The organism is Shewanella sp. SM23 (assembly GCF_025654295.1).
Lineage (GTDB): Bacteria > Pseudomonadota > Gammaproteobacteria > Enterobacterales > Shewanellaceae > Shewanella > Shewanella oncorhynchi.
In genome coordinates, this window is sequence record NZ_JAKKRM010000005.1 from 210442 (window position 1) to 222672 (window position 12231).

The 12231-nt window shown below is 44.2% G+C and carries 11 protein-coding genes; 6 read left to right on the top strand and 5 right to left on the bottom strand.

The features are described 5' to 3' along the window. Positions 1-158: 158 nt before the first annotated feature. Together L5L98_RS09020 and L5L98_RS09025 are read left to right on the top strand one after the other, a co-directional pair. Positions 159-1001 carry an HDOD domain-containing protein gene (locus tag L5L98_RS09020; protein ID WP_028761421.1) on the top strand — a complete coding sequence of 281 codons (843 nt, stop codon included), beginning with the start codon at positions 159-161 and terminating at the stop codon, positions 999-1001. 90 nt (positions 1002-1091) lie between these two features. Next, the gene (locus tag L5L98_RS09025; RefSeq protein ID WP_263140303.1) at positions 1092-2585 is read left to right on the top strand and encodes a putative bifunctional diguanylate cyclase/phosphodiesterase; all 1494 of its coding nucleotides are present in this window, start codon (positions 1092-1094) and stop codon (positions 2583-2585) included. Positions 2586-2793: 208 nt separating this feature from the next. Here L5L98_RS09025 and L5L98_RS09030 read toward each other — a convergent pair whose 3' ends face one another. Then, positions 2794-3225, bottom strand: coding sequence for a thioesterase family protein (locus L5L98_RS09030; protein WP_105251729.1), 432 nt, complete (start codon positions 3223-3225; stop codon positions 2794-2796). Between the two features lie 351 nt (positions 3226-3576). On the opposite strand from L5L98_RS09030, the gene L5L98_RS09035 reads away from it, so the two are divergent. Continuing rightward, entirely contained in the window at positions 3577-4557 is a 981-nt protein-coding gene (locus L5L98_RS09035; RefSeq protein WP_105251730.1) for a chemotaxis protein, read from the top strand. A 152-nt stretch (positions 4558-4709) separates the two neighbouring features. Here the strand turns inward: L5L98_RS09035 and L5L98_RS09040 are convergent, their stop codons facing one another. Then, positions 4710-5966, bottom strand: a complete 1257-nt coding sequence (locus tag L5L98_RS09040) for an adenylosuccinate synthase (protein WP_263140156.1) — start codon at positions 5964-5966, stop codon at positions 4710-4712. A 140-nt stretch (positions 5967-6106) separates the two neighbouring features. Here L5L98_RS09040 and L5L98_RS09045 point away from each other — a divergent pair, with 140 nt between their 5' ends. Next, a complete protein-coding gene (locus tag L5L98_RS09045; protein ID WP_028761417.1) occupies positions 6107-6997 on the top strand; it encodes a LysR family transcriptional regulator in 891 nt (296 codons plus the stop codon). A gap of 28 nt (positions 6998-7025) precedes the next feature. Here the strand turns inward: L5L98_RS09045 and L5L98_RS09050 are convergent, their stop codons facing one another. Next, entirely contained in the window at positions 7026-7850 is an 825-nt protein-coding gene (locus tag L5L98_RS09050; protein WP_263140160.1) for a substrate-binding periplasmic protein, read from the bottom strand. A gap of 593 nt (positions 7851-8443) precedes the next feature. Next, entirely contained in the window at positions 8444-8878 is a 435-nt protein-coding gene (locus L5L98_RS09055; protein WP_263140161.1) for a PACE efflux transporter, read from the bottom strand. A gap of 90 nt (positions 8879-8968) precedes the next feature. Between L5L98_RS09055 and L5L98_RS09060 the strand changes: the two genes are divergently transcribed. Continuing rightward, positions 8969-9856, top strand: a complete 888-nt coding sequence (locus tag L5L98_RS09060) for a LysR family transcriptional regulator (RefSeq protein WP_263140162.1) — start codon at positions 8969-8971, stop codon at positions 9854-9856. 99 nt (positions 9857-9955) lie between these two features. Here L5L98_RS09060 and L5L98_RS09065 read toward each other — a convergent pair whose 3' ends face one another. Then, positions 9956-10573 carry a TetR/AcrR family transcriptional regulator gene (locus L5L98_RS09065; RefSeq protein WP_198572928.1) on the bottom strand — a complete coding sequence of 206 codons (618 nt, stop codon included), beginning with the start codon at positions 10571-10573 and terminating at the stop codon, positions 9956-9958. Positions 10574-10991: 418 nt separating this feature from the next. On the opposite strand from L5L98_RS09065, the gene L5L98_RS09070 reads away from it, so the two are divergent. Next, positions 10992-12230, top strand: coding sequence for an efflux RND transporter periplasmic adaptor subunit (locus L5L98_RS09070; protein ID WP_263140165.1), 1239 nt, complete (start codon positions 10992-10994; stop codon positions 12228-12230). The last annotated feature ends 1 nt before the right edge of the window (position 12231 follow it).

A 12231-nucleotide genomic window follows, 5' to 3' on the forward strand; every position in this document is an offset into this window, starting at 1 on the left:
TGATTGAGGTCGATGATCCAGACAGATAAGTAAGGCAAAATTGATAACGCAATCATACAAATTATTAACGTCTGCAGTTTTTTCTACGCATCTAATGACAGCCAACTGATATACTCCAACAATCCAATGTTGATGTTTACAGATTGATGGGAGTTAAGATGTCTACCGAACATCTACTGTTAGTCAGTTTATTAAAAAAACTAAAAGACGATGCCTTAGTACTACCGACCTTGCCTGAAGTGGCGATGCGGGTGCAAGAAGTGGTTGGACGCTCCGATGCGAGCCTTAAACAAGTGGCAGAAGTGATCGGCCAAGATGCCGCGATTTCTGCGCGTATTATTAAGGTCGCCAACAGCGCGCTATATAGCCGAGGCGTGCCAGCTGAAAGTATCAACAGTGCGGTTTCTCGTATTGGTTTAATCCAGATTAAAAGCATTGCCACTTCGGTGGCGATGGAGCAATTATTTATTTCCACCAATGAAATGGTGTGGGAAGTCATGGACGAAGTGTGGCGTACCTCAATCGATGTAACTGCTGCGTCTTGTGCCATGTTGCAGATGTACAATAAGCGCCATTCAACCAGCCGGTTAAATTTTGATACCTTAACCTTAGCTGGACTCGTGCATAACATTGGCGCCTTACCTGTATTAACAGAAGCGGAGGCGCATCCCCATTTATTCACTAGCATTGATCAATTACGCGCGCTCGTACGTAAAATGCAAGGGCCTTTGGGTCGTGCTGTTTTGAAAAGTTGGGATTTCTCTACCGAAGTGATGGAAGTGGTTGAGCGTTGGGCTGATTTACCTTATCTACCCGATCATGTCACCTATCTCGACTTTATCCGTGCAGCGGCCTTTTATACCGGTGAATTGCGAGCGGGCACTGAACTAGAGCAACGTCTCGGTGTGTTTGTTGCCCGTGGATTACCTGTGACGACCGATGATTTAGCCAGTGATGAGTTTATGGAAAAATTCCATTCAATTAGAGAAAGTTACCAATAATCGTTAGGCCTAAATGGAATTCAAATGGCGCTGATATCTTTTATCGTGTCATTTGAGAACAAGCTTACGTGGTATGGCAGAGGCCAAGGTATGTTCGTAATCGGGTTAGTTGTCGCTTCTCTCGCTTTATTGATATTTTCATTGTATATCCTGCAGGCAAAATACAGATCTTTACGGTCGCAGCAAAATTTTTTAGCACAGCTTTGTACCCAGCTAGAGCTGCAAAAGGTTGAACGCCAAGCTTTAGACATTGGCATCGTCCCCCAAGCGTTTGTTCCTCTCTACCATACTTTAAATGAATTATTAAAGGCGTTACCGGCAAGTGTGGGTAAGGATAAGCTAACAGGACTTGTTAATCGTGTCGGCTTGAAACGTACTCTTACTGGCATGATGCCGCTGACTCAAGGGACATTAGTGCTAATTGATATTTATCGATTTCGCTATGTGAATGATCTCTTTGGTTTTGTATTTGGCGATATCCTGCTGAAGCAATTTGCCGAACGCTTAAACAGCTTAAGTTTATCCCCGAGATTAATCGCACGCCTCAATGGTGATGAATTTTGTTTGTATTACGAGCAAGCGTTGACTGAGGAGCAATTAGTCCACTTAAGAGGGCGGTTGCAAGTGCCTTTTAACATTAAGAACACGCCAGTCAGCGTTAAGCTTCAAATCGGTTGTCTGCATTTACAAGAACACCACGCCGACACGAGTCAGATGCTACGTCGAGTCGATTTGGCGCTGAAGAAAGCCCGCCATTCTCGTAGTGCGATTGCTTACTATGCCCAAAATGATGATATTCGTCAGTTAAGGGAACTGAAAATTATCGATAGTTTGCCTAAAGGTTTGCAACGTAATCAAGTATATATGGTGTATCAAGCTAAACAGGATATTGCCACGGGTCGATGTTTTCAGGTTGAAGCCTTGATGCGTTGGGAGCATGACGAACTCGGGATTATTTCTCCTGGAGAATTTATTCCCTTAGCTGAATATGCTGGCATGATTGATTTAGTCAGCCAATGGGCACTCGATCAGGTTTTAGCACAGCAGGCAAAATGGCGCGCGGCGGGGATACAATTGTGTGTTGCAGTTAACCTGTCGACACGGGATCTTGACAGTGAAACCTTACCCCAAGAAATTGCTGCAAGATTAGCCTATTACCAGCTCCCACCCGAATCTTTGATGATCGAAATTACTGAAAGCACTTTAATGGCGGATTTAACTAAGGCGGTTGAGACGTTAGGAAAGATACGTGCCTTAGGAGTTAGACTTGCAATTGATGATTTTGGTACAGGTCATTCTTCTTTAGCTTATTTAAAGCATTTACCCGTCAATGAAGTCAAAATCGATAAAGCCTTTTTAAAGGATCTGGAGCAGGATAAACCGTCGGAATACATCCTCGAAGCCAGTATTAATATCGCCAAAAAACTCGGTTATGAGGTAACTGTTGAAGGAATTGAAACGCTTGAGATTAGAGATAGGTTAGTGGCTATGGGGGTTGATACTATACAAGGTATGTATTACGCGAAGCCCATGAGTGCCGCCGAACTCGAAATGAACTGGGCCCAACTACATAATACAATCTAAACCTTGTGCTCATTAAAGTAAGCGCTCGTTAAATCAAATGCTCGTTAAATCAAATGCTCGTTAAATCAAGAGTATTAAGGCTTGCAGTCGAGCCTTAATACTGTCCAGTTATCGCTATTTGAGTTGTACTTCTTTGAGTGATTTTTGTTGCCTTTGCTGATGTCGAAATAAGCTCAGGAAATCGCGCGCGTACTTGTATGTAAGAGTATTAGCTTTGTTCGCTTGATGTGAAACCAAGACTTAATATGGCGATTAACTCTGCCGGCATAGGCGCTAATTGACGGGCTTGATTCATACACACCATTTCTATTGTTGCCGTGACCGCAGGCTTTTTACCCTGTGGACGCCAAATCTCCTGCTGCCACACAGTGCGATACTTGCTCTCAAAGTAAAATTTAGTCCGAACATCGATAATATCGGCAAATTCCACCCCCTCATGGCACAACATATCGCTACGATACACAGCAAAACCCAGTTGGTTTTGTTGCCATAATGCACTTAAACGCTCAGCACCAATCACATGCTCACGGGCTCGCTCGAAGTATTTCAAAAAGTTGGGGTGATACACCACGCCAGAAAAATCAGTATCTTCATAGTAGATTTGCACTGGGAAAGAAAAGGTCGGGCTAAATTGCGGCATGGGGTACGGCTATTCTAGATAGTTTTATTGCGCAATAGTTTAGCGGCTTATCTCTTAAAACAAAACCTCTAATGCGGAGAGACAAAAGCGCTGTTAAGGGAAATGTGCAGGCTACTTTAGGTCGGCAACGGCGATGCTTAATCTGGACATGATTGACAATGTGACGACTGAAATAGTTATTAGATTCGGTTATGTGACGTTTTTCTGCTTATAGATAAAATGCTTGTTACCCAAAAATATCACGCTAATCAGGCAGTAAAATCACACTATCGTGCCTAATTCATTAATCCCTTCCTATACTGATAACTGCAATCCCTTTCTTACGTTGATTTGCTAGGTTGAGAGCTTTATATGAGCGAAATTAAAAAATCAGAAATATTGACAGAGAGTGGCACAAATGAACTCGAAATTATTGAGTTTCATCTACATAAGACACTTCCCAATGGTGGCCATAAAGTGTGTCATTACGGTATTAATGTCGCCAAAGTGAGAGAAGTCATTAGGGTGCCAGAAACGTCAGATTATCCCAATGCCCAGCGGCACATGGTTGGGGTGTTCTCGCTGCGAGAAAAGTTGATCCCTTTGGTCGATCTTGCCGGTTGGCTCGGAATATCGACACCTGAGGATTTAACCCACAAAGTGGTCATAGTGACTGATTTTAATAAGATGATTAATGGGTTCTTAATCGATAGTGTTCGTAGCATCCATAGAGTGTCGTGGGAGCAAGTTGAATCGCCGAGTCAATTTTTAGAAGCGGGTGAAAATGATTGTGTCGTTGCCGTAGTGCGCCGTGATGGCATGCTCATTATGATATTGGATTTTGAGAAAATTATTGCTGATATTAATCCTGAACTGAGTATGGATAAGTACGATGTCACGCTCGATAGAAGTGTACTGATCAATGATAAAATGCTGGCGAAACGTGAAGCGAAAACGATTTTAATTGTCGATGATTCCGCTTTTATTCGTAAGATGATCGAAAATACCCTTCGCAGCGCAGGTTACAACATTATCACAGCCAAAGATGGTGGTGATGCCCTTGAAATGCTGATGGAATTTGAGAATCTTGCTGACCAAGATAATGCTTCTATTTCTGATTTTGTCAGCGCCATTATTACGGATGTTGAGATGCCTCGCATGGATGGCATGCATTTGGTGAAACGCTTAAGAGAATCCAAGGCGTATCGACAAATGCCAATTGTGATGTTTTCCTCTTTAATGAGTGAAGATAACCGCACAAAGGCGATGGCATTAGGTGCTAACGATACCATTACTAAACCAGAAATTGGTCGTATGGTCGGTATGATAGATAAATACGTATTCGAAGAGTAATGCTATTTCACTTAGCGGCGATATTTGAATATGGGGTATTCGAGTCATTGCTATCAACGTCTTGAGTGATTCTTCAATGACAAACCATATCAAAGTAAAAAGCCATATTCACCGAGGCGAATATGGCTTTTTTGTAGGGTAAACGTTGTTTACTAGCGAATGATCATTTGATCGCGCTCTGGTCCAACAGAAACCATGCTAACGCGTACACCCATTAGGGCTTCAATACGTTCAACATATTGTTGTGCGGCGACAGGCAGGCTTTCGAAGGTGCGACAACCAGTAATATCTTCGCTCCAGCTTGGCATTTGCTCATACACTGGGCTTAACGCAGCAGTTTGTGGCCAAATTGGGTTCTCAGTGTGTTCACCAGCATAGGCAACACAGATTTTCAGATCTTTCATGCCAGAAAGACAATCAATCTTAGTCAGGGCAATTTCGGTTGCTGCTTGTAGCTCAACACCATTACGGGTGGCAACAGCATCAAAATATCCCATGTCACGTGGACGGCCTGTCGTTGCACCAAACTCGTTGGCATTTTCGCGGAAGGCGTCTTGCTCTTCCATTGCGGTCACTAACGTGCCTGTGCCGACTGATGAGCTAAAGGCTTTCGCGACAGCAATTACGCGCTCTGGATGCAGGGCAGGTAAACCGCTGCCGATACCCGCGTAAGCCGCAGTCACGTTTGAAGATGTGGTATAAGGATATTCGCCGTAGACTAAGTCGCGGCCAGCACCTAATTGCGCTTCAAACAGCAAGCTAGCATCTTGTTTTTGTAATGCTTTTAATGGCTCTGTCACGTTACAAATAAATGGACGCCAAGGTGCAGTCACTTCTAATAACCATGCGGTCATTTCGGCGGCGGTTTGATTAAAATCGCAACTTGGATAAAGTGCTTTTAACTGTGGTAATTTCCAGTCGAGCATAAATTGAATGCGCTCTTGCAGCACTTCAGGTTGGTTTAACCAGCCGACTAAAATGCCTTTTTTCATCACGCGATCGCCATAGGCTGGTGCAATCCCTTGACGGGTTGAGCCATAGGCGAGGTCGCCAAGACGTTGTTCTTCTAAGGTATCTTCTAATGCATGTAGAGGTAAGCACAGGGTAGCACGGTCAGAAATGCATAATTTGACTTCAATGCCAGCCGCTTGCACTTCAGCAATTTCTACACTGAGTTTTTCAGGACTGATCACCATGCCAGGGCCTAAAACTGCAACGCAGTTAGGGTTGAAAATGCCACTTGGTAATTGGTGTAATTTAAAGGTGCCATAGTCGTTGACGACGGTATGACCAGCGTTGTTACCACCTTGAAAGCGAATACTGGCAGCGGCATCCGCGGCTAAATAATCTACGATGCGGCCTTTGCCTTCATCACCCCAATTTGCACCCACAACCACGATCGACGGCATAACAACATCTCCTCATTGATTAAGACGCTATGCTAGACCCGTCATTTAAATAAGAGAAATTAATTATGGTTATCATCCCAATAAGAATTTCATATATCATTGGCTATCATCAACTCTAATACTTTGCAAAAGGTGACGTTATGCTCGATATCCATTGGTTAAAGACCTTCGTGACTTTAGCTGAATACAAGCATTTTGGGAAAGCGGCCACAGCGCTGCACATGACGCAGCCCAATGTTAGCTTGCATATTAAGCAGTTAGAGCAAAGCACTCGAGTCAAGTTGATTGACCGTAATCCCTTTCGATTAACGCAAGCGGGATTTCGCCTGTTAGAGAGCAGTCAGAAGACGTTAATGGAGCTGCAAATTTGTCAGGCGGATCTCAATGCGATTAATGACCTTAGTCAAGGCACATTGACCATTGCCGCCAGCGACATTATCTCGCGGTTATTGTTGATCCAGCCGTTTCAGCTTTTTAAGGCGGAGTTTCCGGGAATAGATTTCTCACTGCTCAACACAACCTCATCACAAGCCTCTGAATTGGTGAAAAATGCCGAGGCAGATTTAGGGTTTGTGATTGCGCAGAAGGAAAGTCAGCCACTGCATTTTACTGAGCTACAACAGATTAAATGGTGTGCAATAGGAGATAATTTACAGCAATGGCAGCAGGCAAAACCCTCTGTGGATACGCCCTTAGCCGAGCAACCGACGTTGATTTTATTAGGACACGATACGCGAACCCGCGAATTGTTAGATCCCGCATTACCGTCGCTGAACTTATCGAATTACAGAATAATGGAAGTCGGCAGTGTTGACGCGCAAATCGATTGGGCAGAGGCGGGATTTGGTGTGGCGATCGTACCGGAGTTTTCTGTTTACACTAAGGCGAATCTCACCACTAAAGTCACTCCTCTACCGCAATTCCCTACAACGAGTTTAGGTTATATTGTGCGCCAGAATCAGATCCTGTCGAAGGCTATTAAGCAGCTGTTATATTGGGTGAATCAAGAGATCATTCGCTCGCAGCGGTAATCTATCATTCGCTAGTAGCGATAGTGGATTAGTCAGCGACTAAGAGCAGTTTGTCGTATTGGCCTGTGGCTTTTAGCTGTGATAAGCCAGCGTCGAGTTGGCTTGCTAAGGTTTGTGCTTGCGGATTTCCTTTCGAGAAGGCCAAAAAAATATCGCTGCTGTGGTTAGCAAATGCAGGAATAATCTCATCATCTACCCCCATTTTTTTCAGGTTTTCCTTGGCGACTAAGTCGAACATCAAGGCGGCATCTATGCGACCAATCAATAATAAATTGATGAGCTGTTGTTGGTTGGCGACGGTGACGATATTGAGCTGTTGCTGTTTAACTAATTTGGGAAACTCATCGCCATATTCATAGCTTTTAATCACGCCGATAACGGTGCCTTTAGGTAGCGCCCATTTATTGTCTGCCAGAATAGGTTTTTGTTTCTTTTGATAAAAAGATGCCGTGGCGATAAATAATGGGGTGTTTCCAAAGATGAAGCGTTGCTCAGTACTGTTCTCGCGGGTGACGTTAAACACCCCATCAACTGCACCTTTTTCCGCCATCATTAAGGCGCGGGAGTAGGGTACAACTAAGCTATTCACTTCAATATGCGACTGTTTAAATGCGGCTTGGATTAAACGATGGGAAATACCTTGACCAAACTGATTGGCGAAAGGTGGCCAACTGTCTTCTGCGGCTAAGGTTATGGCTTGAGGTTGCGATTCTGCTGGTATTGCATTGCTTTCTTTAGCGAGTGCCATGTTACAAATAATGGATACGAGCAATAAAACGATGCTAAGTATCAATGCTGACGGCAAATTTAATGCCTGCTGCATCCTGAGCCTCATTCTGTTCCCTGCACGCATTTTGCTTCCATCTCCCCGCTTAATATATGGCTTTTATAGCATAAAGAATTATATCTAGACTAATGATTTGAATATTAATTACTGATAGTTAGTCCTTTTGTGATGTTTATAGGATATTTCAACAACCTCAGTTTACCGTGTGCGGGTTTATTATTTTTATGTACTGTGTTTAAGGGGAATTTTACGCTGGGCAACACATGAACTGGCTTAGCTTTCTTGCTAATACCAATCGTACTAAATATCTGTTCATTCAGCGGGAGTTCAACGCGCTTTAGACAAGGCGAAGGCTTGAAGGCATAGTGGTGCTCTGTCGAAAGCCTTAAACGCAGTATAAAGCGCGTAGAAACCCGCCCTTCGGGAGCCTCACAGGCATCCCACTCCCGTGTTGCATTGACTTAAAAGGGAATAACCATTTCTGCGTCAATGCGCCTTGGATTGAGATGCCTGTGAGGCTCTGAACTGATTAGATATTTAATGTGATTGGTATAAGTAGAAGAAATTGAAATGGATAAGTTTCAATGTTGCCATCAAACGAATCGCTAAATTGTTTAGTGAGGTTCGTTTGATGGTGATGTGTGTTGATCTTAGCTGCGCTATTTGACCTTAGTGGCTTGCATAGTAAACCAAGTCTTATAGGGCTGATACTTGTCATAACACCAATGGAATAGGGTGCTGTAGAAGAAGAAAAAGATCAAAAAAACCGCTTCTAAGCCCATGGCTGCCAACCAACCTATCTGTAGAAACCAGGCGATGGTCGGTATGCTAATGAAAATAAGTCCCCCTTCAAATCCAAAGGTATGCAGTATTCTGGTTTTCAAAGTACGTTGCTCTCGATTTGCCCCAAATACCCAGTCGAATCCTAGGTTGTAGAAGTAGTTCCATACCACGGTATAAAGACTCAAAGCGATACCTACTATGACAAGTTCACTGGTTCCCTTGCCTGATATAAGGGCAGAAACGGGGATAATAATAGCGAGTGCAATCGCTTCAAAGAGTAAGGCGTTAAAGATACGTTCTGTCGTTTTCATGGCTATTTCCCATTCATTTAATGTGACTATGGCCATAATTTTATCTAGTATAGGGATAAGTTATAGTTAGATAGTATCGGTAAAAACGATATGTTTAGTCTCGAACAACTCGAAGCCTTTATGGAAACCGTAGAGTCTGGTTCATTTTCGAATGCTGCAAGGCAACTTAAGAAAGCACAATCCGTGATTAGCCAGCATGTGATGAATCTTGAAATTGACTGTGGGGTTGAGTTATTTGACCGTTCGGGTCGTTATCCGGTATTAACGGCCGAAGGCAGTAAATTACTGCCCTACGCAAGAGCGACGATTCTTCAACATCGTAGGCTCAAACATACCGCCTTATCGCTCTTCAGTAGTCAATCTTCAGAAGTGTGCCTTGCGATGGATGAAGGCATTCCGATACAGAGAATATCTGAAATTATTCGGTTGTTAGAAGGTGATTTTCCTAATATCGAACTCGAGTTTCTCAGTGCCTCAAGCATAGATATTATCGACATGGTGCATTCGGGAAGAGCATCTACAGGATTGATTTTTAGTGAATTATCTATGCCAAGTAGTATAGATTTTGAGAGTATTGGGGTGATTCAATTCGATCTTTATGTGGCGAGTTCGCATCCCTTAGCAAAATCAGTTGCACCGAACATGGACTCATTGCGACTGTATCGACAATTACTCATCCGCTCACGGAATACTAAAACCAGTAGTTTTCAGCAGGCGTTCAGTCCTGATGTTTGGTATGCCGATAACTATTACGTGTTATTGGAGCTCGCATTACAGGGCCATGGTTGGTGTCTGTTACCCGAGCACATGGCGTCCAATTCAGTTTTATCGGGTAACTTAACTCGCGTCCCCATAGAATTTGAGCAGATAGGCTGGTATGCAAACGTCGATGTGATCCAGCATCAAGATAAAAGCAGCCTGCCATTATTGAAACGACTCAGACAACTGTTTAGAGAACTCTTGGTTGGACAGAAATAAATGGTTGGACAGAAATAAAGCAAAGCATAAATAAAACCCCAGTTAAGTGAGTACTATACTGGGGTTTAGTTTTTGTGGATCAGGATTGGTGAATCAGGATTAATTATTACGCGGAAAGTTAGCCAGCACTAGTTCGGCCACTTTGCGCAGTTCATTCGGGCAAATTCCACTGGTCGCTTGTACGGCCATACCTTGCAATACAGTGCCTATATAACGGGCAAGCAGCAAGGGATCGGCGTCAGCGGGCAAATCACCTTCATCTTTGGCGCGTTGCAGTCGTTCGCACAGGGCTATTTCTCCGTCACGGCGACGATTAATCAAAGTATCTTTAATCGCTTGTCCTGCTTCACTACAGGTGAGTGCCCCTTGAACAATCAAACATCCCTGTGGATGGCTTTTATCCACCAAAGAGCTTGCCGCACCTAGTAGCATTGACTCGATAACCTGATAGGCGGTTTTTTGTTCAAGTGCCGGGTAGAAAAACGCACAGGGGCGTTGTTCATATAATTCTATCGCCTTGAGAAATAACTGTTCTTTATTACCGAAAGCGGCATAAAGGCTAGGTTTATTAATGCCCATAGCTTGGGTGAGATCGGTTAACGATGTACCTTCAAAACCTTTGAGCCAGAAGACTTCTAAGGCTTTTGCTAATGCATCGTCAGTGTCAAAAGCTCGTGGGCGACCAACACAGGGCGTCTGGGTGACGGTTGACATCATTAGGCTCCTCAATTCTCAATTGCCCCTAGGATAGACATGGGTTTAGTCCCTGTCCAGCCACACTTGCCACCGATGACGGACTTAGGGGGATATGTCTACTTAGTCATTCAAGGTGTCACCTAAGTTCAGCATGTTATCTGCGTTAGTCAGTGTTTGCTTCAATATTCATCAAAATGCTTTGCAGTTCAAACTCGTAGCCTTTTGCCTCTGGACGCATTGCCTGCCTAGGGTAAGTGCACACTTTTAATTAAATACCGATCGGTACATAAATTTGTTGACAGCATCATTTTACGCTATATATTACCGTCCAGTACAGAATATTTTTTACCAGTCGGTATTTAATTGGTTTGGTTTGTAACACAGCTGCATGTGTGTGGTTCGAACAGTGTGAAATGCCCGCCACTTTGAGGATAGTAATATGATGAGTAACAAACCTTTACGAATAATGATGTTAACGGCTGTGGCTGCTTTCGTCCTTTCAGCTTGTGGTGAGCAAACAGCGCAGCAGGGACCTGCACCGAGTGCACCTAAGGTGGATGTCGCTCAGGTATTGCATGAGCGAGTCACCGAATGGGATGAGTTTACCGGTCGTTTACAGGCGCCAGAAAGTGTCACCCTTATCCCGCGGGTGTCGGGCTATATCGACTCAGTAAATTTTAAAGAAGGCGCCTTAGTGAAAAAAGGCGAAGTGTTATTTCGCATCGATCCAAGCGTGTTTGAAGTGGAAGTGGCCCGGTTAAAAGCAGATCTTGCTAGCGCACTCTCTGCTGAGCAACTGGCCACTAATGATTTTGAACGGGCATATAAGTTATTTGACCAAAAGGCGGTCTCGGCCGAATTACTCGATACCCGTGAGTCGAATAAACGTCAGACTGCAGCCGCAGTCGCTTCGGTGAAAGCAGCACTCATGCGCGCCGAGCTTGATTTAGCTTATACCCAAGTACAAGCGCCGATTGATGGCCGAGTATCCTACGCCAACGTCACTGCGGGTAACTATGTCACCGCAGGGCAGAGTGTGCTGACCAGCTTAGTCTCTACCGCCAGCATGTATGCCTATTTTGATGTGGACGAGCAAACCTACCTTAAATACGTGAAGTTAACTGCGCAGAACAAACGTAACGATCCCCGTGCTGGCGATAATCCTGTTTACATGGCTTTAGCCAATGAGCGCGATTATCACCATATTGGCATGGTCGACTTTGTGGATAATGCGATGGATAAGCAGACGGGTACTATTCGAGTTCGTGCGACTTTTAACAATGAAGACAATAACCTATTGCCAGGCTTGTTTGCGCGTCTTCGTACTGCGGGCAGTGGCGCCTATGAGGGGATCTTGATTGACGATAAAGCGGTTGGCACAGATCTCAATAATAAGTTTGTGCTGGTCGTCGCTCATGATGGCACGGTCGAATATCGCGGTGTGACCTTAGGCGAAAAAGTCCAAGGGCTGCGCATTGTAACCCAAGGCTTGATGGCCGAAGACAAGATCGTCGTCAACGGTATGCAACGCGTTCGTCCTAAGATGCAAATTGAGCCAAACATAGTGGACATGGTCGACAGCGACAAGCTCGAGGCGCTACGCCAAGCCCAGTTAATACTCGATAAAAACCAAGAGCATTTGACTGCGCAAGCGGTTGAAACGGCGAGCCGCGGTTAAG

Bases quoted from the DNA above. Each gene is read 5' to 3' on its own strand.
- L5L98_RS09025 (WP_263140303.1), top strand. From the start codon at position 1,092: ATGTTCGTAATCGGGTTAGTTGTCGCTTCTCTCGCTTTATTGATATTT.
- L5L98_RS09030 (WP_105251729.1), bottom strand. From the start codon at position 3,225: ATGCCGCAATTTAGCCCGACCTTTTCTTTCCCAGTGCAAATCTACTAT.
- L5L98_RS09070 (WP_263140165.1), top strand. From the start codon at position 10,992: ATGATGAGTAACAAACCTTTACGAATAATGATGTTAACGGCTGTGGCT.
- L5L98_RS09065 (WP_198572928.1), bottom strand. From the start codon at position 10,573: ATGATGTCAACCGTCACCCAGACGCCCTGTGTTGGTCGCCCACGAGCT.
- L5L98_RS09040 (WP_263140156.1), bottom strand. From the start codon at position 5,966: ATGCCGTCGATCGTGGTTGTGGGTGCAAATTGGGGTGATGAAGGCAAA.
- L5L98_RS09035 (WP_105251730.1), top strand. From the start codon at position 3,577: ATGAGCGAAATTAAAAAATCAGAAATATTGACAGAGAGTGGCACAAAT.
- L5L98_RS09050 (WP_263140160.1), bottom strand. From the start codon at position 7,850: ATGCGTGCAGGGAACAGAATGAGGCTCAGGATGCAGCAGGCATTAAAT.
- L5L98_RS09060 (WP_263140162.1), top strand. From the start codon at position 8,969: ATGTTTAGTCTCGAACAACTCGAAGCCTTTATGGAAACCGTAGAGTCT.
- L5L98_RS09020 (WP_028761421.1), top strand. From the start codon at position 159: ATGTCTACCGAACATCTACTGTTAGTCAGTTTATTAAAAAAACTAAAA.
- L5L98_RS09055 (WP_263140161.1), bottom strand. From the start codon at position 8,878: ATGAAAACGACAGAACGTATCTTTAACGCCTTACTCTTTGAAGCGATT.
- L5L98_RS09045 (WP_028761417.1), top strand. From the start codon at position 6,107: ATGCTCGATATCCATTGGTTAAAGACCTTCGTGACTTTAGCTGAATAC.